Annotated in this window: 21 protein-coding genes and 1 tRNA gene; 12 read left to right on the top strand and 10 right to left on the bottom strand. The window is 69.1% G+C overall.

The genetic code is table 11. From position 1 onward, the window contains the following. The first annotated feature begins 234 nt into the window (after positions 1-234). The 3 genes from FNV62_RS56170 (at position 235) to FNV62_RS41735 (ending at position 3,277) form a co-directional block, all read left to right on the top strand. Positions 235-774 (top strand): carboxymuconolactone decarboxylase family protein, encoded by a 540-nt coding sequence (locus tag FNV62_RS56170; protein ID WP_225900566.1) that lies wholly within the window; start codon positions 235-237, stop codon positions 772-774. Between the two features lie 358 nt (positions 775-1,132). Further along, a complete protein-coding gene (locus FNV62_RS41740; protein WP_313905059.1) occupies positions 1,133-1,885 on the top strand; it encodes a 3-oxoacyl-ACP reductase family protein in 753 nt (250 codons plus the stop codon). Positions 1,886-2,089: 204 nt separating this feature from the next. Then, positions 2,090-3,277, top strand: coding sequence for an NAD(P)/FAD-dependent oxidoreductase (locus FNV62_RS41735; RefSeq protein ID WP_143629014.1), 1,188 nt, complete (start codon positions 2,090-2,092; stop codon positions 3,275-3,277). 49 nt (positions 3,278-3,326) lie between these two features. Here the strand turns inward: FNV62_RS41735 and FNV62_RS41730 are convergent, their stop codons facing one another. Then, positions 3,327-4,517 carry an RNA-guided endonuclease InsQ/TnpB family protein gene (locus FNV62_RS41730; protein WP_143629012.1) on the bottom strand — a complete coding sequence of 397 codons (1,191 nt, stop codon included), beginning with the start codon at positions 4,515-4,517 and terminating at the stop codon, positions 3,327-3,329. A 155-nt stretch (positions 4,518-4,672) separates the two neighbouring features. Between FNV62_RS41730 and FNV62_RS41725 the strand changes: the two genes are divergently transcribed. Further along, complete coding sequence (locus FNV62_RS41725; RefSeq protein WP_143629010.1) at positions 4,673-4,867, top strand: ferredoxin; 195 nt, start codon at positions 4,673-4,675, stop codon at positions 4,865-4,867. 419 nt (positions 4,868-5,286) lie between these two features. After that, a complete protein-coding gene (locus FNV62_RS57675; protein ID WP_313905058.1) occupies positions 5,287-5,751 on the top strand; it encodes a hypothetical protein in 465 nt (154 codons plus the stop codon). Between the two features lie 142 nt (positions 5,752-5,893). Here the strand turns inward: FNV62_RS57675 and FNV62_RS41715 are convergent, their stop codons facing one another. Continuing rightward, positions 5,894-7,132, bottom strand: a complete 1,239-nt coding sequence (locus FNV62_RS41715) for a DUF418 domain-containing protein (RefSeq protein ID WP_143629008.1) — start codon at positions 7,130-7,132, stop codon at positions 5,894-5,896. 202 nt (positions 7,133-7,334) lie between these two features. On the opposite strand from FNV62_RS41715, the gene FNV62_RS41710 reads away from it, so the two are divergent. The 3 genes from FNV62_RS41710 (at position 7,335) to FNV62_RS41700 (ending at position 10,485) form a co-directional block, all read left to right on the top strand. Next, positions 7,335-8,006: a response regulator gene (locus FNV62_RS41710; RefSeq protein WP_054230148.1), complete on the top strand. Its 672-nt coding sequence runs from the start codon at positions 7,335-7,337 to the stop codon at positions 8,004-8,006. Further along, the gene (locus FNV62_RS41705) at positions 8,003-9,121 is read left to right on the top strand and encodes a sensor histidine kinase (protein ID WP_097287124.1); all 1,119 of its coding nucleotides are present in this window, start codon (positions 8,003-8,005) and stop codon (positions 9,119-9,121) included. The genes FNV62_RS41710 and FNV62_RS41705 overlap by 4 nt, the downstream gene beginning before the upstream one ends. A 557-nt stretch (positions 9,122-9,678) precedes the next feature. Further along, positions 9,679-10,485 (top strand): hypothetical protein, encoded by an 807-nt coding sequence (locus FNV62_RS41700; protein WP_143629006.1) that lies wholly within the window; start codon positions 9,679-9,681, stop codon positions 10,483-10,485. A 51-nt stretch (positions 10,486-10,536) separates the two neighbouring features. Here FNV62_RS41700 and ykgO read toward each other — a convergent pair whose 3' ends face one another. From ykgO to FNV62_RS41680, 4 genes are all read right to left on the bottom strand, one after another. Beyond that, entirely contained in the window at positions 10,537-10,659 is a 123-nt protein-coding gene (gene ykgO / locus FNV62_RS41695) for a type B 50S ribosomal protein L36 (RefSeq protein ID WP_054230145.1), read from the bottom strand. 40 nt (positions 10,660-10,699) lie between these two features. Next, positions 10,700-10,960, bottom strand: a complete 261-nt coding sequence (locus tag FNV62_RS41690; RefSeq protein WP_054230144.1) for a type B 50S ribosomal protein L31 — start codon at positions 10,958-10,960, stop codon at positions 10,700-10,702. Positions 10,961-11,061: 101 nt separating this feature from the next. Continuing rightward, the gene (rpmG, locus tag FNV62_RS41685) at positions 11,062-11,226 is read right to left on the bottom strand and encodes a 50S ribosomal protein L33 (RefSeq protein WP_054230143.1); all 165 of its coding nucleotides are present in this window, start codon (positions 11,224-11,226) and stop codon (positions 11,062-11,064) included. Positions 11,227-11,435: 209 nt separating this feature from the next. Next, positions 11,436-11,508, bottom strand: a tRNA-Gly gene (locus FNV62_RS41680). Between the two features lie 381 nt (positions 11,509-11,889). On the opposite strand from FNV62_RS41680, the gene FNV62_RS41675 reads away from it, so the two are divergent. Beyond that, positions 11,890-13,701: a hypothetical protein gene (locus tag FNV62_RS41675; RefSeq protein WP_143629004.1), complete on the top strand. Its 1,812-nt coding sequence runs from the start codon at positions 11,890-11,892 to the stop codon at positions 13,699-13,701. Positions 13,702-13,708: 7 nt separating this feature from the next. Continuing rightward, on the top strand, positions 13,709-14,839 hold the full coding sequence (locus FNV62_RS41670) for a serine/threonine-protein kinase (protein ID WP_164331842.1): 1,131 nt from the start codon (positions 13,709-13,711) through the stop codon (positions 14,837-14,839). A 92-nt stretch (positions 14,840-14,931) separates the two neighbouring features. Here the strand turns inward: FNV62_RS41670 and FNV62_RS41665 are convergent, their stop codons facing one another. Continuing rightward, on the bottom strand, positions 14,932-16,014 hold the full coding sequence (locus FNV62_RS41665; RefSeq protein WP_186003241.1) for an IS630 family transposase: 1,083 nt from the start codon (positions 16,012-16,014) through the stop codon (positions 14,932-14,934). 119 nt (positions 16,015-16,133) lie between these two features. Between FNV62_RS41665 and FNV62_RS41660 the strand changes: the two genes are divergently transcribed. Then, positions 16,134-16,676, top strand: coding sequence for a GNAT family N-acetyltransferase (locus FNV62_RS41660; protein ID WP_143599674.1), 543 nt, complete (start codon positions 16,134-16,136; stop codon positions 16,674-16,676). Here FNV62_RS41660 and FNV62_RS41655 read toward each other — a convergent pair. The 3 genes from FNV62_RS41655 to FNV62_RS41645 all read right to left on the bottom strand — a co-directional run bounded on the left by FNV62_RS41655 (position 16,660) and on the right by FNV62_RS41645 (position 19,804). Beyond that, positions 16,660-17,534, bottom strand: a protein-coding gene (locus FNV62_RS41655; protein WP_225900565.1) for an IS5 family transposase whose coding sequence is annotated in 2 segments (ribosomal slippage) — positions 16,660-17,144 and positions 17,144-17,534 — 876 coding nt in all. Because the reading frame shifts where the segments join, the coding sequence is not laid out codon by codon here. The genes FNV62_RS41660 and FNV62_RS41655 overlap by 17 nt on opposite strands. A 65-nt stretch (positions 17,535-17,599) precedes the next feature. Next, positions 17,600-18,841: a cytochrome P450 gene (locus FNV62_RS41650; RefSeq protein ID WP_143629002.1), complete on the bottom strand. Its 1,242-nt coding sequence runs from the start codon at positions 18,839-18,841 to the stop codon at positions 17,600-17,602. A 228-nt stretch (positions 18,842-19,069) separates the two neighbouring features. Next, positions 19,070-19,804, bottom strand: a complete 735-nt coding sequence (locus FNV62_RS41645) for an SDR family oxidoreductase (RefSeq protein ID WP_143629000.1) — start codon at positions 19,802-19,804, stop codon at positions 19,070-19,072. A gap of 136 nt (positions 19,805-19,940) precedes the next feature. Between FNV62_RS41645 and FNV62_RS41640 the strand changes: the two genes are divergently transcribed. Beyond that, positions 19,941-20,531 carry a TetR/AcrR family transcriptional regulator gene (locus tag FNV62_RS41640; RefSeq protein ID WP_143609894.1) on the top strand — a complete coding sequence of 197 codons (591 nt, stop codon included), beginning with the start codon at positions 19,941-19,943 and terminating at the stop codon, positions 20,529-20,531. Positions 20,532-20,534: the final 3 nt, after the last annotated feature.

Genomic DNA, 20,534 nt, shown 5'->3' with positions numbered 1-20,534 from the left:
CGAGCCTCATTGATATTTCGACCGGTCGATCGAATATTCAGCCCGAGCGTAGATGAGGGGAAGGGTTCGACTCAATGGCGGTGACGCGGGAAGAGTGCAGGTCCTTGAATGACGGGACGCGGTGGACCGCTCAGGGGTTGTCAGCAGCCAGGTTGTTCGGGAGCATTGATTGTACCGACCGTTTGATCTAACTTTCGCTGCAACGAACGTGAGCGCATGCACCGGGAGTCGCACATGAGGGCCATGGATGCCGAGGAACCCATCGCCGCCGAGGCCGGCGGGGCCGACGGGGTGGAGTCCGCTCCGGGCTCTGTGGGGGGCGGGGGCGAGGGTGGGGGGCGGGGTGGTCGGTCTGGGGCGGGGTCCGGGGCCGATCCGCAGATCGGAGCCGATCCGCGGGCCGGGACCGATCTGCGGGCCGCGGGGCTCAAGGCCATGCGCGAGGCGCTGCCCGGCGTGTTCCCCGAGGGCGACGACCTCGACCTGCGTGACGGTCGGCTCGGAGAGGAGCTGGTCGAGATCGGCCTGACCAGTGTCTGGGGCGCGCTGTGGGCCCGCGAGGGACTCAGCCGCCGGGACCGCAGCCTGGTCACGCTGGGCATCCTGATCGCCCTCGGGGCCGAGACCGAGTTGCGGACCCATGTCCGGATCGCACGCACCAACGGACTGACCGAGGACGAGATCGCCGAGGTCATCTACCACGCCACCGGTTACGCGGGCTTCCCCGCCGCGACGGCGGCCCGCAACGCGGCCCGCGAGGCACTGGCCGACTGACCGACTCCGGGCCCGCCGTCACGGCGGCGGGCGATCACGCCGGGGACGGAGTCCCACTCCGACCTCCAGCAGACCGGCGAGGACGTTTCTCTCCTCTCCAGGGCTACAGGGTGCGGAGTCCGCCTCCCCACTCCCGTGCCTTCGCGGCCGGGCCGCGAAGGCACGCCAGGAGACGGGGCTCCGCTCCGACTCCCAATGCCCCGGGAATGGAGTTCTTCTCCCCGCCGCAGGCCGCCGGGAGGACAGAGCCTCTCCCACACACGCCTACTCCCACCCCCTGCCCACCAAGAACGAAGCCCTCCCCCCCCCGCCCTCAAAAGATCCCGGCACCTGAGACCACGCACCCAAGGAGCACCCCATGCCACTGCCACTGTCGCTGGAAGGAAAGGTCGCCGTCGTCACCGGCGGCGCCCGTGGAATAGGACAGGCGATCGCGACCGTACTCGCGGCCCAGGGCGCCGCGGTCGCGGTGTGGGACCTCAACCTGGAGGCCGCGGAGAAGACCGTCGCCACGATCCACGAGGCGGGCGGCACCGCGATCGCGGTGGGCGGCGACGCCGCCGACGCCAGCGCCGTGGCCGCGGCGGCCGCCCGGACCCGCCACGAACTCGGCCCCGTCACCGTCCTCGTCAACAACGCCGGAATCAGCGTCTACGAGTCGTTCACTGACATCACCGAGGACTCGTGGGACCGCATGATCAGGATCAACCTCAAGGGCCCGTTCCTGGTCACCAGGGAGCTGGTGCCGGACATGCTCGCGGCGAGATGGGGCCGGATCGTCAACATCTCCTCGTCGGCGGCCCAGAGCGGAGCACCGGCCGTGGGCCACTACGCGGCGTCCAAGGGCGGTGTCATCGGCCTGACCAAGGCGCTGGCGTTCGAGTACATCGACAAGGGCATCACCGTGAACCACGTCCCGCCCGGGTTCATCGACACCCCGTTGGTGCGGGAGTCCGACGTCGACGTCGAGGCGGTCGCGGCCATGATGCCCATGAAGCGGGCCGGCCGGCCGGAGGACGTGGCCTACGCGGTCGCCTACCTCGCCTCCGAGGAGGCCGGTTACGTGACCGGCCAGACGCTCAGCACCAACGGCGGCCGCTACATGGCCTGACCCCGGGCCCGCGTGCCCGACACCCGCCGAGGCGCACACGACCACGTCCTCGCAGCGATTCTCACGGGTCGCCGATTGAGCCATTGATTGTACCGACCGTTAGGTCTATTTTTCCTCACAGGGACACCGCACCCGCGCCGCAACGGAGCCGCACATGAAGATCGAGGACGACGCCAGGGAGACCGTAGCCTCCGGGGTGCACGGATGACGGCCCCGGACCGCGTGCTGGTGGTGGGCGCGTCCGCCGCCGGGCTCTCCACGGTGGAGGCACTGCGCCGCAAGGGATACGAGGGCGGGATCACGGTCCTCGGAGCCGAACCGCACGCGCCGTACGACCGGCCCCCGCTGTCCAAGCAGGTGCTCTCCGGCGCGTGGGAGCCAGGCCGCTCCGCGCTGCGCACGCAGGAGGCGCTGTCGACGCTGGACGCCGAGTTCGTCCTCGGGGACGCGGCGGTCGCCCTGGACACGGCGACGCGGACCGTACGGGCGCGGTCCGGGCGCGAACTGCGGGCGGACGCGATCGTGATCGCGACGGGGGTACGGCCACGGGTGCTCCCCGGCCAGGAAGGCCTGACCGGCGTACACGTGCTGCGCACGCTCGACGACGCGCTGGCCCTGCGGAAGGATCTGCTGGACTCCGCACGGTTGGTGGTCGTCGGCGAGGGTGTCCTCGGCGCCGAGATCGCCGCCACCGCACGGACGTTGGGCCTGGACGTCACCATGGCGGGCCCACTGCCGGCGCCGCTGGCCCTGCAGGTGGGCCCGCTGGTGTCCGGGCTGCTGGCGGAACTGCACGACGAGCGCGGGGTGCGCCTGCGGCTCGGCACCGGTGTCACGGGGCTGGCCGGGGAGCACGGGCGGGTCACCGGAGTGCTTCTGGGCACGGGCGAGGTCCTGCCGGCCGACACCGTGGTGGTCGCGATCGGCGCGACCCCCGCGACGGAGTGGCTGGCGGACAGCGGACTGCGCCTCGACAACGGGGTGGTCTGCGATTCCCGGTGCCGCGCGGCGGAGGGTGTCTACGCGGTCGGCGACGTGGCCCGGTGGCATCACGAGCGACTCGGCCGCCTGGTCCGCCTGGAGAACCGGACGAACGCCACGGAGCAGGCCGCGGCGGTCGTAGGGGTGATCCTCGGGGAGGACCGTCCGTACCAGCCGGTGCCGTACTTCTGGACCGACCAGTTCGACGCCAAGCTCCAGGTGCACGGCCTGCTGCCGGCCGACGCCGAAGTGGACGTCGTCGAGGGCGATGTGACGGCCCGGCGCTTCGTCGCCCGGTACCGCAGCGACGGCGTGGTCACCGGTGTCCTCGGCTGGAACATGCCCAAGCAGGCCCGCCTGCGCCGCCAAGAGATCGTCGACGCGCTGAACGCGCCGACGCCCACCCACTAGAACGATCAGGAGAGACCCTTGACGCTCCCCCTCCTGAGGGAGGGGATTCTTACGGCTCGCGCCGTGAGATTTCCTGTTTCATCACCGACTGCCCGCCCGGAGAACTCCGTTGAGGTCTTACACCAGTTCCGCAGGCTGCGACCGCCCGTCCGGCGGCCAGAAGGTTCTTCGCAGCGTTCACGTCCCGGTCGTGGGTCGCGCCGCAGCCGCACGTCCACGTGCGGACGTTCAGCGGCATCTTGTCCTGCAAGGTGCCACAGGCGGAGCACAGCTTGGACGAGGGGAACCACCGGTCCACGGCGATCACCTCGCGCCCGTACCACTGGGCCTTGTACTCCAGCATGCTCCGGAACTCACGCCACGCCGCGTCCGAGATGACCCGGGCCAGTCTCCGGTTCTTGACCATGTTGCGGACGGACAAATCCTCGATCACGAGCGTTTGGTTCTCACGCACGAGACGAGTAGTGATCTGGTGCAGGCTGTCACGACGCCGGTCAGCGATCCGGGCATGGATACGGGCGACCTTGCGCCGGGCCTTGACGCCGTTCGCCGAACCCTTCTCCTTCTTCGCCAGCCGGCGCTGCGCCTTCGCCAGCACGGCCCGGTCGCGGCGTTCATGGCGGGGGTTGGCGATCTTCTCCCCGGTCGAGAGGGCCAGGAGGTGATCCAGCCCGGCGTCAATACCGACCGCCGCGTCCGTGGCAGGCAGATGTGTGATGCCGGGGTCGTCGCACAGCATCGAGACGAACCAGCGCCCCGCCGCATCCTGGGACACGGTCACCGTGGACGGGCTCACGCCCTCGGGGAGCGGCCTGGACCACACGATGCGCAGAGGCTCGCTCATCTTCGCGAGCCGCAGCTCACCGTCCCGGAAACGGAACGCGCTGGTGGTGTACTCGGCGGACTTCCTGGACTTCTTCCGCGACTTGAAACGCGGGTACTTGGCCCGTTTGCCGAAGAAGTTGGCGAACGCCGTCTGAAGGTGCCGCAGCGCCTGCTGGAGCGGCACCGAGGAGACCTCGTTGAGGTAGGCCAGTTCCTCGGTTCTCTTCCACGCCGTCAGCATGGCCGAGGTCTGGTTGTAGTTGACCCGTTCCTGCCGCGTCCATGCCTCGGTACGGGCGGCGAGCGCCATGTTGTAGACCTTCCGCACGCACCCGAACGTGCGCGACAGCTCCGCCGCCTGCGCATCCGTCGGATAGAAGCGGTACTTGAACGCCCGCTTCTCGCAACTGGCCATATCTCACAAACTATCAAATCAGCTTGTGCCCGCCTGCCGGTTGCTGGCAGTGACCGACCATCCGACCTTGCGGCGGATCACCTGTCCCTGCCCTGCTCCGCAGGAGTCCGCTTCCCCTCCGCCCTCAAGGGCGGAGCATCCACGGAGGAATCCCGATGAAGGTAGTCGTCGACGAAGAGAAGTGCGTCGCCGCCGGGCAGTGCGTCGCCGCCGCCATGGACGTCTTCGGCCAGCGCGACGAGGACGGCATCGTCGTACTGCTGAACGAGAACCCGTCACCGGAACTGGCCGATGACGTACGCAACGCGGCGGCCGTCTGCCCCGCGCTGGCGATCCACATCGAGGACTGACGACGTTCCCCACTCCCCCGGCTCGACCTCACCCACCAGGACCAGGCACGACAGCTCCAGACCGAGCCGCCCCCGTGTCTAGCCTCTCCGTACAGTGTCGCGATCTTGGTTCGCCGACGCCGTACGGAATCAGGGGACCGACGAACAGGGGAGGACCATGCAGGGAAGAACACGCCTCAGACATGGGAGGAGTTGGGCCACGGCGGGCGGGGCGGCGGTTCTGGTGCTGCTGACGGCGACCGGCGCGCATGCCGAGGGGAGAGGCGACGCCCGGGTCGTGAAGACCGTCGTCAACGGCGGCAAGAACGTCATCGTGGGCACGTCGAAGACTTCAACACGTCCAACGGCCGCGGATTCGTCGACTGGACCGGGTCTCATGCGTGAAGAAGAGTTCCACCACGTCGGTGTGCACAGCCACGATGACCGTCGATCCAGCCTGGATCCCGGACACCAGTGACACCGATGGAAACACGATCGCCGGCGTCTGGCAGGTCGACGCCACCGTCAAGGCCAACGACGGCGACTACTGGATCTCCGACCGCATCGCCGAGTACAAGGTGAAGCGCGCCTCGAAGCTGACCACCGACGCGTCGCCCGAACCGGTCGCCAAGGGCACCGAGCTCACCGTCACCGGCAAGCTGTCCCGTGCCAACTGGGAGGACCTCACCTACCACGGTTTCACCGGGCAGCAGGTCAAGCTCCAGTTCAAGAAGGCCGGGGCCGCCCACTACAGCACGGTCAAAACCGTGAAGTCGGGCACCCACGGGAACCTCAGCACCAAGGTGACCGCCACCGCGGCGGCCAGTTGGCGCTGGTACTTCCCTGGCACGACGACGACCGCGAGGATCGTCTCGGCCGGGGACGCGGTGGCACTGAAGAAGTGACGTCGACGGGCTGAATGCCTCGCTCAGGGCGGCGGCCCGAGTCGCCGCCCTGAGCCGGGGTCAAGAGGTGACGGCCGTACGACCTGTGCCGTGGCGGTCGCCGTCAGGAGCCAGGGCTCCCAGCCGCCGCTCGACGTGGCGCTCATCGGACGCGCTCCGCGATCCTGGTGGCCCGGCCGAGCAGCCATTCCAGCGGGCCGCGCGCGAAGTGGCGGGACCAGAGGGTCGCGAACACGGTCACGGCCACGAGGAAGCCGAGCAGCACGTGCAGCGGGAAACCTGGCAGTTCCTCCATGCCCAGGGCGCGGATGGCGACGATGTGGAAGACGTACGCGGTCAGGGACATCGTGCCCACCGCGATGACCGGAGCGGCCAGTCGGCGAAAACCCGGGAGCGTGTCGGTGGCGGCGAGGCAGGCGGCCAGGACCACGATGGCCACGCCGGTGTTGGCCACGACCGACAGGGTCGTCTCGCTGTGCGGCGAGGCCGCCAGCAGCCAGGCCGGGGTGGTGCCGGTCGGGTAGCCCGCGGTGTCGGACCACCAGGCCGACATGACCGAACCTCCCTCGCCCCAGCCGGAGGCGCGCAGTGCGGAGGCGACGCCGGGGACGAGGTGCAGGGCCAGGTAGGAGCCGCCGTGGCCGACGACGGCCAGCGAGACACCGGTGACCGCGAGGCGTGCGCGGACGACGGTGGAGGCCAGGTCCAGCCGGGCCACGGCCATGCCGGCGACGACGAACGGGATCCAGGCCAGGGCCGGGTAACCGCCGGTGAAGAGCAGCGAGACGATGCCGTCCGCGTCGGTGGGCCAGGCCCAGATCCCGCCCGGACCACCGCCGTCGCCGCCCTGGTTGAGGGCCTGCTGCACCACGTACAGGATCTGAGGCAGGATCAGCGCACCGCTCACGGCGATGACCGCCAGCGGTCGGGCGCCGAGCCGGTACAGCGGCAGGACCAGCAGGAAGTACAGGCCGTAGAAGGCGAGGATCACCTCGACCGGGGTGCCGGTCAGGGTGAGCGCGGTGCCCAGGACCAGCAGGATGAGGGCTCGGATCACCACCTTGGCGACCGCCTGTCGGCCCGCCCGGCCGGTCTTGGGGGTACGACGGCCGGTGATCAGCACGATCGAGAAGCCGGCCAGGAAGGCGAAGAGCGCGGAAGCCCGGCCGTGAGCCAGTTCCATGAAGAAGCCGGTCGATCCACCCTCGGAGGGATCGGGGCCGACGTGGGCCGCGTACATCCCGAAGACCGCGAGCCCCCGGGCGAGGTCCACTCCGATCAGGCGCCCCACCGAGGGCCGGGTGTCGGGGAGTTGCGTGGTTGCGTACGCCTCCGGTCGGGGCGGGGCCACGAGCGTCGTGTCGTGTGCGTTCTGCGTCATGGATCACAGGCTCGGAAGAATCGACGATCGCGCAGTATCCGGCAGACGTCCGCTTCACACCCCCCGGACGACTGGAACCGACCCGCCGGGTGACCGGGCCGTTCCGCCGGAGCGCCGCACCGGGCTTTTCCCGTTCTACGGTCACAGTGACGACAATCGACATCGAGGACATCGATGACATCGAGGACGAGGCGGAACGTACGTGATCCGGGTAGTGGTGGTGGACGACGAGGCCCTGGTGCGGTCCGGCTTCGAGCTCATCCTCGGCGCGGCCGACGACATCGAGGTCGTGGCGACCACGACGGGCGCGGAGGCGGTGGACGCGGTACGGCGGGAGGGACCGGACGTCGTACTGCTGGACATCCGGATGCCGGACGTCGACGGTCTGACCGTACTGCGGCACCTGCGGGCGCTGCCGGACGCGCCCGTGGTGGCGATGCTGACGACGTTCGACGCCGACGAGTACATCCTCACCGCGCTGCGCTCGGGGGCGGCCGGCTTTCTGCTCAAGGACACCGAGCCGGACCAACTCGCACAACTGGTACGGACCTTGTGCGCGGGTGGTGTCGTGATGTCACCGAAGGCGTCCCGTGCCGTGTGGCAGAGCCACCCGGGCGCGACCGCCGCGGACGACGAGGAGGCCGCCCGTGTCGGACGGCTCACCGAGCGGGAGCGTGAAGTGCTGGTGCTCATCGCGGAGGGGCTGTCCAACGCCGACATCGGCAGCCGCGTCCACCTCAGCGCGGGCACCGTCAAGGACCATGTCAGCGCGATCCTGACCAAGCTGCGCGTGAACAGCCGGGTGCGGGCCGCGCTGCTCGCCCAGCGGGCGGGCCTGCTGGACGGGCGGAACCGGTCGGAGGACCGGCGATGAACGGGGGCAGGCCGTGGTGGGCGCGGATCCCGGATCCGGTCGTCGACGCCGTGGTCGTCGCCGTGGCCGCCGTGGACGTCCTGATCAACCTGGGGGACTCGAGTCGCCTCGCGACGGCGGCGACAGCCGTCGCCTGTGCCGCGCTCGCCCTGCGTCGCCGTTTTCCGCTCACGGTGTTCCTGCTCACGCTCCCGGCCAGCCTGATGGTGGACATCGTCTTCGCCTCGCTCGCCGCGCTGTTCACCCTCGCCGAGCGCTCCCGCGACCGTCGGCTCCTGGTCGCCAGCGCCTTTCTGTTCGCCGCCGCCTCAGCCGTGCCCTGGCCCCTGGGCAACGTCGGCTCACACGACCGCGCCTGGACGCTGATCTACTTCTTCTACACCCTGGCCACGGCCGCCGCCCCCGTGCTGCTCGGCCAACTAGTCCAGGCCCGGCGGGACTTGGCCCACCGGCTCACGGAGATCGAGACGGCCCGCGAACACGAGCGGCTGCTGCACTCCCAGGCCGTCCTGGCCCGGGAACGTGCGCAGCTGGCCCGCGAGATGCACGACGTCGTCTCCCACCAGGTGAGCCTGATCGCCGTACAGGCGGGTGCCCTTCAGGTCGCCGCCAAGGATCCGCACTTCAAGGAGGGCGCCCGCACCATCCGTTCGCTGAGCGTCGACACGCTCGACGAACTGCGTCACATGGTCGCGCTGTTGCGGGCGTCCGGGGGCCGCGTCGGCGAACTCACCCCGCAGCCCACACTCGCCGACCTGCACAAGCTCGTGTCGACCAGCGGCATCGAGGCGACCCTGACGGGCGAACTCCCCTCCGCCATCGCCACCCCCGCGCAACGCGCCCTCTACCGCACCGTGCAGGAATCCCTGACCAACGTACGCAAACACGCGCCCGGCGCGGCCGCCACCGTCCACCTGTGGCACTCCGACGACCGCTTCGGCGTCACGGTGACCAACAACGCCCCCACCCGTCCCTCCCTGCCCCTGCCCGGCTCCCAGCAGGGCCTCGTCGGACTCCGTGAGCGCGCCGAACTCCTGGGCGGGGCCTTCGAGTCCGGGCCCACCCCCGACGGCGGCTACCGCGTGACGCTCCGCATCCCGACGGACGCGGACTGAGCCGCGACGCCGTGGCCCGTACGAACGTCATCCCGTCGCCGGGACGGTACGGAGGGGCCAATCGGGGGACGTGCCCAGGTGGACCGCGTGGGATTCGCGATCCACCGGAAGAGGGCGCCTACTCTCCGAAACGATCAAGGAGGTGGCATGCGGAAGAAGATCCGCGGGGGGATCGTCACGTCGGTGTGTATCGGAATCGGCCTCGCCATGGCCGCCGCCTGCGACTCCTCGGAACCGGCGCCTGCCCCGTCGACATCCCCCGCAGTCACTCCGTCCTGGTCACCGAGTCCCTCTCCCACAGTTCCGGTTCCTTCCCCTTCCCCGGACACCACCAGCCCGACGGTCCCGCCACCACCGCCGCCGCCCACGGACACCGGTGACACCACCGTCGAACCACCCCCTGCACCGCCGTCCGCAACACCGCCCGACACCACCCCGCACGCCGACGAACCGCCGGCTCCTCCCAGCACGTGAGCGAGCATCTCGAGCACAACCACCGTGCGGGTAGTTCCACACCGATGACGGACCTGGGCGACCGTAAGAGCACGACAGCCGTCTTGAAGAGCGTGGTAGCTCAAGCTTCCTTCGTCGCGGCGCTCATGTTCTACCTCGGCGCGATGTACACCACCAGTTTCTACGGCTACTTCAACCTCACTCTGAACACGCTCAACTTCGGCTTCAGCGGCTTGGTTCTACAGAGCCTGCACCTGCTGAGACGCGAAGTCCTGGTGGTCGCCGTGATCGTTCTGGTGGCGGCGGGCGTCCCATGGCCCCGCGTAGGCTCACGATTCGCTGAGCAAGGAGACAGCGACGGCAGCTCACCTCTTCGCACGGCGGCGGCACGTCTCCACTTGATGGTGGTCGGCGTCGGGCTGGTGCTGCTCATGATCTCGCCGGCCATCGCACCGTACGGCTGGGTCGCCCCGCTCACCGTCGCGGCCGGTCTCCTCCTCGGCCAGTGCCGGCACACGACAAGCGACCGTCGAGCCGGTCTCCGGCACAAGGCGCTCCCGTTCTTCGCGGCGGCGGTCTTCCTGTTCTGGGCACTGACCCAGATCACCTGGCAACTCGGTGAGCGGGACGCCAAGGAGCGCGCTCGCGATGTGACGCGCTGGACCGGGGTGCTGATTCTCAGCACCCACCGGTTGGCCCTGCCCCAGGACTCCCTGGTCACGGAAGACCTGGGAGCGCCCTTCCACCCTCGCTACCGCTACACGGGTCTGCGGCTGCTCCTGGAACGCGATGGGCGGTACTACGTGGTTTCCCGTGACTGGAAGCCACGAAGGGATCCCCTCTACGTGATCCGGGAGAGCGACGACATCTGGGTTGCCCTGACGTCTGGCACCCAGCCGCGCGGCACATAGCCACGCGGGGAATCCATTCCTCGTCGCCGCCTGCCTCCGAGTGGTGTGCCGTCAGCCCTGGCGGGCCTTGAAACGCGGGTTCTTCTTGTTGACGACGAAGACCACGCCCCGTCGACGGACCACCTGAGCCCCCGGCTTGGACTTCATGGAACGCAAGGACTTGCGCACCTTCATGGATCTGTCCTCCTCGTGCTGTGAACTGTCAGGCCCGCCGTCAGTGCCGCGGCGCGGCCGTACGGCCGTAACGACGCTCGAAGCGCTCCACGCGGCCTGCGGTGTCCAGGACCCGCGAGGTCCCGGTGTAGAACGGATGACTCGCCGACGAGATCTCGACATCGATCAGCGGGTAGGTGCCCCCGTCCTCCCACTCGATCGTCTTCGAAGAGTGCGCGGTCGAACGGGTCAGAAACGCGATGTCCGCGGCCCGGTCACGGAAGACGACGGGGCGGGATTCGGGGTGGATGCGGGGCTTCATGAGGTTGCCTCCCTAGTGACGGTCGACGGTTCCGTGACCGTCGACGGTCTTGTGACGGTCGACGGTCCTGTGACGGCCCGCCCGGTGGCGCCGGGCTCGGCTCAGCGCTCCTCCCGGAACGGGACGTGCTCACCGACCACCGGGTCGTACTTGCGCAGGACGAGCCGGTCGGGGTCGTTTCCGCGGTTCTTCCGCGTCACGTAGGTGACGCCGGTCCCGGCTGTCGACCTCAGCGTGACGACGGGTCGCGCGCTGTTGCGTGCCATGAGGTACTCCTTCCGCCCACATCACGCGATCTTGACTCGCGCATGTCAGCTACGTGTGCTGTAACAGCGGACCTGGTCGGCGCATTCCCGGGGGCTGGAGCAGGGGGCCAGAGGCAGGTAGGGGGTGACAGGGAGTGGCATGGGGGCGGCAGTGAGGCTTGCGGCGAAATGAAACAAGCCCCGCCTCCGGAATACAGGAGGCGGGGCTGTGGAGCGCCGGGCAGGCCTTGCACCTGCATCTCCCCGCAGGAAGCGGGGCGTCTTTCCTTGGACCACCAACGCGAGGCCGACCACCGAAGTCTCCCGGCGGGCCGCTCAAGATCAATCATAGCGCAGCCGGAGCGGTGCATGACACCGCCAGGGTTGCCGCGTACCCAGGTAGGCCCAGCAGTCATCGGCACCGGTCACCGCCGCGCGCCCGCCGGTCGGAGGATGACGGACCCGCGATACGCCGACTGTTCCTCCCGGCCGAGTGCGCGTGTCGGCCGGAGCCGTCCACGCACGGGAGGAAGCCGAGGCGGCCGTCTCCGCGCACCGGGCGCCCGTCCGAAGACACACATGCGCCGCGCGCGCCGCTACGCGCCCTTGCGCTCCTCCGGTGCGTCGCCAGAAGGTACCTGTTCCGAGGACCGAAACCGCACGGCGGGACGAACGGGGAGCGGTGTGAGTGAGCAGCCCGAGGCCGAGGCCAGTCTCAACGAGTTGAGGGACGGCCTCAAGGAGATACGCGAGGCGCAGCAGCGCCGCGAGGGCGACCTGAAGACCCTGCACGACCGGTTCGGCACGCTGTCGGGGGGCGTGGAGGCCCTGCGCGGCAGAGCCAACGAACTCGCCCTTCAGGTCGAATCGGTGAACTCCGCCACCGAAGAGCTACGGGAGGGGCTGTCCCTGACCCGGTCCGAGCTCGGCCAGGTCAAGGCCGAACTCACGGACTTCCGGTCCCAGTACGAACGCGACCAGGCCGTCCTTGCCGCGCAGTTCGAGCTCGACCGGATCACCGAGGACTGGCAGCGCAGGTTCGGCAACCGGGAAAAGGTGCGCTCCCTCGCTCGTGGCCTGGTCAAACAGCTGACCCCGCAGCTCGTGAGGAGCGGGGCGCTGAGAACCGACAACCTCCGGCTCTTCGTGGAGGAACACCTCGTCCACGACCCCGACTTCTGGCTCGCCCACGCAACCCTGGCGGTCGCCGCCCGCCTGGACGGGGACGACGAGATCCGGCTCACCGCGATGGGGCAGGCGCAGGGGCTCGATCTCGGCAAGGCCAACCTGTTCTTCTCGCTCGCCGCGGCCAGGGCGGGCGAGCACGAACGGGCGGGGAACTGGATGGACGGCTACCTTCAGCACGCCGTCGACCCGGACCGGCTCGGCAGGGACTTCCTCGTGGTCCTCGACGCCGTCGCCAGCCGCGAACTCGGCGACCTCGCACACAGCTACGCCCGGCAGGTGATGGTGCGCTGGGGCACCGAGGCGGCGGCGGGAGGGACGGCGGCCAGGGCGAGTGTCCGACGGTGGACACCCCAGCTGCGCAAACTCCTCACCTCACCCGGCGACCGGTTCGAGTCCCTGGGCCAGGCGTACAACGGGGACTGGCCGGCGCTCCTCGAACACTGGCGGCTGGCCACCGTCACCACAGGCACCCTCGCCCACCTCCGCAAGGAGTTCCCACCCGCGGACCGCACGTCGTCCTCCCCCGGACGTGTCCGCTACGCCGAGACGGCCATCGACCGCCTCATCGGCCACCTCGAACCCGATGAGGCTGCCCTGCACACCAAGAAGGAGGCGCTGCGCCGGTTCATCGAGCACCGGGGCAACGAGAAGGCGGCACAGGAGGAGCACGAGCTGCGTCAAGAGGCGGACGCCGAGGTCATGGACTTCACCACGCTCCTCGACAACGCCGTTTTCAAGCCGAGTCAGATCGCCCTCGGAGACGACGCGCGCCGCCTCGCGCTCATGCAGATGCTGCCCAACCTGTGCACCGCCGCCGGGGAACTGGTGGCGGCCTCGGTGAGCCACCGGCCTCAGAACATCCGTATCGCGATCGAGGGTTGGCACACACGGCTGCCGACCGACCCCGCCGCGTCGATCGACGGGAAAGCCCTGGCCGACGAGCTGGAGACCGTACTCCTCGAACGCACGGAGGCCGAGGCCGCGGCTGTCGACCGCAACCTGCCGCGGCGCGTGGGGGGCACCGCCGGTGGCCTGTCGGCCCTCGTCCTGGCCCCCTTCCTCCTCGGCGGCTTCTTCCTGGCTCTCGTGTTGCTGGTGGGCGCCTTCGCCGGGGTGTGGGGGCTGCTGGACGTGACGCGCGTACCGGCCGAGCGCGGCAGGATCCGCGAGGCCGGCGTGGTGCGGCGGCGAAGTGCGCAGCGCCGGTTGCAGGATGTGCTGAGCCGGCGCATCGAGTTCTTCGCCGAATGGAACGAGCATGTCGCGCGGCTGCCCGAGCTGTGCGCCTGGGACCCGACGGGCAAGTGACGCCATCATGGAATCAGGACGTGTCCTCGACCGGCGCTACAGGCTGGAGTCGCCCCTGGGCCGCGGCGCCCAGGGCTCCGTCTGGCTCGGACTCGACCTCCGACTGAACCGGCCGGTCGCGGTGAAGGTGGCCACACTGCACCGTCACCCCGGACAGGGCGAGCACTCCGAGGAACTGGACCGGCGCGTCGAGCGATTCCGCAAGGAGGCTCAGGCGATGGCGCGCATCCGTAACCGGCCCCATGTCGCCGTCATCTACGACCACGGCGAGGACGGCGACATCCTGTACTCCGTCATGGAGTACATCGAGGGCAGACCGCTCTCCGCCCACACCGGGCAGGGCCGGCACCTCACCCTGGAACAGACCGTGCGCTGGACGAGGCACATCTGCGACGGCCTCGCCGACGCCCACGAGGCGGGCGTGGTGCACAGGGACGTCAAACCCGGCAACATCGTCATCGACACCACCGGATCCGCCAAGGTCGTCGACTTCGGCCTCGCCCGCTTCATCGACGCGTCCTCTTCGCACGGTCCAGGGTGGGGCACCGTTCACTACGCCTCCCCCGAACGGCTCCGTGAGGAGTCCGGCAGCGCTCTCAGCGACCTCTACTCACTCGGCTGCGTCGTGTACGAGATGCTCACCGGCTGGTCTCCCTTCGGCCACATCTCGGATCCCTACGCCGTCATGTGGCACCACGTGGAGACAACACCCGCCCCGCCGGGCGCGCTGCGTCCCGGCATCCCCAGGCCTCTCGACTCCCTCGTGCTGAGACTGCTGGAGAAGTCACCCGGGAACCGGCCGCCCGACGCCCGAGCCGTGGCCCGCGCGGTCCAGCAGATCGAGTACGTCTCGGACGACTCCGCGGACCCACACGTCGACACGCGCCACATCGCCGAGATCCAGAACCTGGAACGGTTCATCCAGCTGCACGCCGACGGCCCCCGGGCCATGGACACGGACGTCCTCGACGCACGCGCCCGGCACGCCAGGCTCACCGGCGAGTCGGGCGACTCCCGGGGCGCCGCCGCGCTCTGCCAGCGCCTGGGGCAGGACTGCGCGCGCCTGCTTGGCCCCGATCACCACCGTGTCTTCGAGGCATACCGGGAGGCGTCGCGCTGGAAGGAGAGCACCGGCTGAAGCTTCGTATCTCCCTTGGTATGTCCCTTCCTACGTCCTGCTGGTGTCGAAGGGCTACAGGTCAGGGGGCTACGGGCTTAGGGGCTAGGGACCTAGTCTCCTGAGTCAGGAATCCTGTTCAGATAGCTGGCGAGGCGTTCGAGGATCTCGTCTGCGGTCTTCGTCCAGACGTAGGGCTTCGGGTCGGTGTTCCATGCGGCGATCCAGTTGCGGATGTCCTTCTCCAGGGCCTGGACGGACCTGTGGACGCCTCGCCGTATCTGTTTGTTGGTCAGTTCGGCGAACCATCGCTCGACGAGGTTCAGCCAGGACGAGCCGGTCGGTGTGAAGTGCAGGTGGAAGCGGGGGTGGGACAGCAGCCACTTCTTGATGGCAGGAGTCTTGTGGGTGGCGTAGTTGTCGCAGATGAGGTGGACATCCAGGCCGTCAGGTACCTCTTTGTCGAGCTTGATCAGGAACTTCTTGAACTCCTCGGCCCGATGCCTGCGGTGCAGAGAGCCGATCACTTTGCCGGTCGCGACCTCAAGGGCTGCGAACAAGGTGGTGGTGCCGGCGCGCACATAGTCGTGAGTCGCCCTTTCGGGAACCCCCGGCATCATCGGCAGCACCGGCTGGGACCGGTCCAGGGCCTGGATCTGCGACTTCTCGTCGACACAGAACACCAATGCCCGCTCGGGCGGGTCCAGGTAGAGGCCGACGACATCGTGGACCTTGTCGACGAAGTACGGATCGGTCGACAGCTTGAAGGTCTCCGATCGGTGCGGCTGCAGGCCGAAGGCCCGCCAGATCCGTGACACCGACGACTGTGAGAGGCCCATCTCTTTCGCCATCGACCGCGTCGACCAGTGCGTCGCGTTCTTCGGAGTGGATTCCAGTGTCCTGGCGACCACCGCGGCGACCTGTTCGTCCGTCACCGTCCTGGGGCCACCGGAACGTGGCATGTCGCCTAGACCGGCGATCCGGTACTGCACGAACCGGGCCCGCCAGCGACCCACCGCATGAGGTGTGGAGCCGAGTTCAGCAGCCACGTCCTTGTTGGACGCACCCTCGGCGCAGGCCAGGATGATCCGACACCGCAATGCCCACGCCTGCGGCGTGGAATGTCGCCGCACCCACCCCTCGAGTGCGGCCCGTTCCTCGTCCGACAGCGTCAACTCGGCCTTCGGCCGCCCCATCCGTGCCATAGAGCAAGCCTATACATCTGAACAGAATTCCAGACTCAGAAGACTAGGGCGTGTATCGAAAGTGCCTGGTGAGGATGGAGGAGAGCCCATTTGTGATCCAGAATGATTGGATGGTCACGCTTGAGACTCCCCGTTTGATCCTGCGTCGCTGGCGCGAGGAAGACGTTGCGCCCATGGCTGCCGTCAATGCCGACCCCGCGGTCATGCGGTGGATCCGTGACGGCAGCGTCCTTGACGAACAGCAGACTCGTCGCCGGGTCCAGGCATGGGAGAGCGAGTGGGAGTCACAGGGCTTCGGCCTGTTCGCCGTGGAGATCCGGTCCACTGGCGAGCTGGCCGGATTCACCGGCCTTTCGGTGCCCAACTTCTTGCCGGAGGTACTGCCGGCGGTTGAGGTCGGCTGGCGGCTGGGACGTTCCCACTGGGGGCAGGGCTTGGCCACCGAGGCCGCTGCGGCCGCTGTACGGTTCGGGTTCGAAGAGCGAGGGCTGGAGCGGATCGTCAGCATCACTCAAGTGGGCAACGACGCCTCCGAACGAATCATGACCAAACTGGGGATGCATCCGGTCCGTGAGACGGTCAATCCCACCGGGGGTCGGCGAGTACGGGTGTTCGGCTTGTCGTCGGACCAGTACGTCACAACCACTCGTTGATGGCGGCAACGAGGACTGTGGCCTCGTAGCGGACCGCAAGTTTGTCGTACCTTGTGGCCACGGCCCGGTGCCTCTTGAGGCGATTGATACCGCACTCGACCGCGTGCCGAGCCTTGTAGTCCTGCGGGTCGAACTTCGGCGGCCGGCCGCCGCGCGAACCGCGCTTCTTACGGTTGCGGGCCTGGTCGGCCTTGTCCGGGATGGTGCAGAGGATCCCGCGCCGCCGCAGGTAAGCGCGGTTCTTCCGGGAGGCGTACGCCTTGTCGGCGCGCACCCGACCTGGCCGGGTACGCGGCCTGCCCGGCCCGAGACGCGGGACACGGATCTTGTTCAGGACAGGCTCGAACTGCGGGGAATCCCCGCGCTGTCCGGCCGTGATCACGATGGACATGGGCTTCTGGCCCTGTTCGACGGCCAGGTGCAGCTTGGTGGTCAGGCCACCGCGCGAGCGCCCGAGCCCGTGGTCGTCCGGCTCGACGGCGACGCCTCCGGGCGGCTCCTTCTGCAGCTCCCCCTTTTCCTCGCCCCGGCGGCGTGCTGGTGGGCCCGGCACACCGTGGAGTCGACGTTGATGTCCCAGGTGATCAGCTCTTTCGCGTCGGCCCGGGCCTGCAGCGCGGTGAGGATCCGATGCCAGGTGCCGTCCCGCTGCCACCGGCGGAACAGGTCGTACGCCCGGCCCCACGGCCCGTACTCGGCTGGCAGGTCCCGCCAGGGGATGCCGGTGCGGACCCGAAACCGTATGCCGTCGATCAGCCGCCGCCTGGCCCACGTCGGCGGCCGTCCGGGCTTCTTGCCCTTCGGCAACAGCGGTTCCAGCACCGCCCATTGCGCATCCGTCAGATCTCCACGTGTCACGAACCAAGATCATCTCACGTTCAAGATCCACTTTCAATACACGCCCTAGGGGCTAGGGGTACGGGCTACCAGGTGACCGGCAGCGCGGCGACGCCGTACGCCATCGCGTCTTCCTTGAAGTCGATCTCCTCCAGCGTGGTGGCCAGTCGCAGCGTGGGCACGCGCCGGTAGAGCGTGCCGTAGACGACCTGGAGTTCCACGCGGGCGAGTTGCTGGCCCAGGCACTGGTGGACGCCGAAGGCGAACGCGTTGTGCTGGCGGGCGTCGCGGAGCAGGTCGAGGCGGTCGGGCTCCGGGAAGGCCTGCGGGTCCCAGTTGGCGGCGGGGAGGGAGACGATGATCCCGTCCCCGCCGCGGATGACCTCGCCGCCGATCTCGATGTCCTCCAGGGCGATCCGGCGCTGCCCGGTGTGGGCGATGGTCAGATAGCGCAGCAGTTCCTCGACCGCTCCGGCCACGACCTTGGGATCGTCCGTCTCGCGCAGCAGGGCGAGCTGCTCCGGGTGCTCCAGCAGCGCGAGGGTGCCCAGCGCGATCATGTTCGCGCTGGTCTCGTGCCCGGCGATGAGCAGGATGACGGCCATGAGGGACGCCTCCCCCATGGTCAGTTCACCGGCCTTGACCAGGGCCGCCAGGTCGGACAGCGTGTCCTCGGCGGGGTTGTCCGTCTTGGCGTGGATCTGCCGGGCCAGGTACGCGCCGAGCGCGACGCTCGACTCACGGTCCTGCTCGGCCGATGACGTCTGGCTGACCGCGACGGTGGCGTGGTGCTGGAAGAACTCGTGGTCCTCGTAAGGGACTCCGAGCAGTTCGCAGATCATCAACGTGGGAATGGGCAGACCCAGCGCCTGGACCAGGTCGGCCGGCTTCGGCCCGGCCAGCATCGCGTCGATGTGCTCGTCGGTGACCTTCTGGATGGCGGGGCGCAGGGCCGCCATCCGCTTGGCGGTGAAGGAGGAGGTCAGCATCCGGCGGAGCCGGGTGTGGACGGGGGCGTCCGTGTTGAAGAGCGTGTCGGGGTGGTGGTGCGCGTTCTCCGCCATGGCCTTCTTCGGGAACGGAAAGCCGGGCCGCTTGTCGTCGACGCTGACGCGGGGGTCGCCGAGGACGGCCCGCAGGTCCTCGTGGCGGGTGATGAGCCAGGGGGTGCTGCCGTCCCAGATCCGTACCTTGCTGATCGGCTTCCCCTCGCGGATCTCCGCGAGGACCGGCGGCGGCGCGAACGGGCAGGCGGCCGCCCTGGGCGGTACGAACTCGGGGATCTCTGCGGCGGCGCCGCTCGCGGTTCCGGTCAGTGTCTCAGCCATGTCACTCCTCGGTGGGGGGCTCCCCCGGAACGGGGAGCGGTGTCTCAGAGGGGCTCTGGGGCCTATGACATCGGAGCGGACTGACGGCTAGGGGCCACTTCACTGACGGGAACCTGACGTGACTCGGATCACGTGTACGCGCCCCACACCTCGGCGCCGGCAGGCCATGACGCGGCATGGCGTGGCATGCCGCGGTGTGACGCGGCATGGCGTGGCGGCGAACGGACCTCAGTCCTGCGCGGTGGGACGCACCACGATGTCACCCACGTCGACACCGTCCGGCTGCTCGACGGCGAAGGCGACGGCGCGGGCCACCGCGGCCGGCGGGATCGCGATGCTGTCCATCTTTTCGACGATCCGGGCCTTCACCTCGGAGTCCATCCGGTCGGCGAAGTCCGTACGGACGAACCCCGGCGAGACGACGGTGACGCGCAGGCCCTCGCCGGCCTCCTGGCGCAGGCCCTCGGAGAGGGTACGGACGGCGTTCTTCGTGGCGGCGTACACCGACTGGAGCGGAGTGACGCGCAGTCCGGCGGTGGACACGATGTTGACGAAGTGCCCGAAGCCCTGCTCCCGGAAGACCGGCAGAGCTTCGGCGATCCCGTACAGCACGCCTTTGAGGTTGACGTCGATCATCTCCTCCCAGTCCTCGACGCGGAGGTCGTCCAGGGGGGAGATCAGACCGACTCCGGCGTTGCTGACGAGGACGTCGAGCTTGCCGTACCGCTCGCGGGCCAGCCGTACGAGGCCGGACAGATCCGCGCGCCGCGTCACGTCCGTACGGACCCAGGCGGCTTCACCGCCCGCCTTCTCGATCCGGGCGGCCAGGGCCTCGAGACGCTCCGCACGGCGCGCCCCGAGGACGACCCGGGCGCCGCGCTCGGCGAGCAGGAGCGCGGTCGCCTCACCGATGCCGCTGCCGGCACCCGTGATCGCCACTACCTTGCCTTCGATTCCCGACATGATCGACAGTCCTATCGCAGGAGGAACGAGGGCATGTCACACCCATGCCCTACAGTGAAAGCGGAGGCGCCGCCACTTCATCCACCATAAGTGGAGACTCCTCCACTTAGCAACGGGAGAGCGAGGAGCGACGCCGATGGCGCGCGAGACAGGACGTCCACTGAGGGCTGACGCACAGCGCAACCGGGAGAAGATCCTGGCCGCCGCGGTACGCGTGTTCACCGAGGAGGGGCTGGACGCGCACTTCGAGCGCGTCGCCAAGGAAGCGGGCGTGGGCACCGGCACCCTCTACCGCAACTTCCCGACCCGGGAGGCCCTGATCGAGGCCGCGTACCGCAACGAGGTGGCCCGGCTGTGCGAGGCCGTCCCCGGACTCCTGGCGACCATGCCGCCCCACGAGGCCCTACGCGCCTGGACGCGTCGCTTCATCGACTACGCCACCGCCAAACTCGGCATGGCCGACGCCCTACGAGCCGTCGTCGCCTCGGGAACCAACCCCTACGCCGAGAGCCACGAGCTGATTCAGGCCGCCCTCACCTCCCTCATGAACGCCGCCACCGCCGCCGGCACGATCCGCACCGACATCAGCCCGACCGACATGTTCGCCGCCCTCGCCGGCATCGCCCTCACCTCGGCCGGCCCCGACCAACGCGAACAGGCGGAACGCCTCCTCGACCTCACCCTGGACGGCCTGCGCCCGACGCCGCCGCGGGCGCCCGACAACTGACGC

The sequence above is a fragment of the Streptomyces sp. RLB3-17 genome, assembly GCF_007113425.2.
GTDB classification, from domain to species: Bacteria; Actinomycetota; Actinomycetes; order Streptomycetales; family Streptomycetaceae; genus Streptomyces; species Streptomyces mirabilis_D.
Note: the sequence above shows the minus strand (reverse complement) of the source record. Positions and strands in the feature narration are given on the sequence as shown.

What these genes read in the sequence shown, in the direction of transcription:
- FNV62_RS56170 (WP_225900566.1), top strand. Translation starts at nt 235, where the DNA reads ATGAGGGCCATGGATGCCGAGGAACCCATCGCCGCCGAGGCCGGCGGG.
- FNV62_RS41740 (WP_313905059.1), top strand. Translation starts at nt 1,133, where the DNA reads ATGCCACTGCCACTGTCGCTGGAAGGAAAGGTCGCCGTCGTCACCGGC.
- FNV62_RS41735 (WP_143629014.1), top strand. Translation starts at nt 2,090, where the DNA reads ATGACGGCCCCGGACCGCGTGCTGGTGGTGGGCGCGTCCGCCGCCGGG.
- FNV62_RS41730 (WP_143629012.1), bottom strand. Translation starts at nt 4,517, where the DNA reads ATGGCCAGTTGCGAGAAGCGGGCGTTCAAGTACCGCTTCTATCCGACG.
- FNV62_RS41725 (WP_143629010.1), top strand. Translation starts at nt 4,673, where the DNA reads ATGAAGGTAGTCGTCGACGAAGAGAAGTGCGTCGCCGCCGGGCAGTGC.
- FNV62_RS57675 (WP_313905058.1), top strand. Translation starts at nt 5,287, where the DNA reads ATGACCGTCGATCCAGCCTGGATCCCGGACACCAGTGACACCGATGGA.
- FNV62_RS41715 (WP_143629008.1), bottom strand. Translation starts at nt 7,132, where the DNA reads ATGACGCAGAACGCACACGACACGACGCTCGTGGCCCCGCCCCGACCG.
- FNV62_RS41705 (WP_097287124.1), top strand. Translation starts at nt 8,003, where the DNA reads ATGAACGGGGGCAGGCCGTGGTGGGCGCGGATCCCGGATCCGGTCGTC.
- ykgO (WP_054230145.1), bottom strand. Translation starts at nt 10,659, where the DNA reads ATGAAGGTGCGCAAGTCCTTGCGTTCCATGAAGTCCAAGCCGGGGGCT.
- FNV62_RS41690 (WP_054230144.1), bottom strand. Translation starts at nt 10,960, where the DNA reads ATGAAGCCCCGCATCCACCCCGAATCCCGCCCCGTCGTCTTCCGTGAC.
- rpmG (WP_054230143.1), bottom strand. Translation starts at nt 11,226, where the DNA reads ATGGCACGCAACAGCGCGCGACCCGTCGTCACGCTGAGGTCGACAGCC.
- FNV62_RS41670 (WP_164331842.1), top strand. Translation starts at nt 13,709, where the DNA reads ATGGAATCAGGACGTGTCCTCGACCGGCGCTACAGGCTGGAGTCGCCC.
- FNV62_RS41665 (WP_186003241.1), bottom strand. Translation starts at nt 16,014, where the DNA reads ATGGGGCGGCCGAAGGCCGAGTTGACGCTGTCGGACGAGGAACGGGCC.
- FNV62_RS41660 (WP_143599674.1), top strand. Translation starts at nt 16,134, where the DNA reads ATGGTCACGCTTGAGACTCCCCGTTTGATCCTGCGTCGCTGGCGCGAG.
- FNV62_RS41650 (WP_143629002.1), bottom strand. Translation starts at nt 18,841, where the DNA reads ATGGCTGAGACACTGACCGGAACCGCGAGCGGCGCCGCCGCAGAGATC.
- FNV62_RS41645 (WP_143629000.1), bottom strand. Translation starts at nt 19,804, where the DNA reads ATGTCGGGAATCGAAGGCAAGGTAGTGGCGATCACGGGTGCCGGCAGC.
- FNV62_RS41640 (WP_143609894.1), top strand. Translation starts at nt 19,941, where the DNA reads ATGGCGCGCGAGACAGGACGTCCACTGAGGGCTGACGCACAGCGCAAC.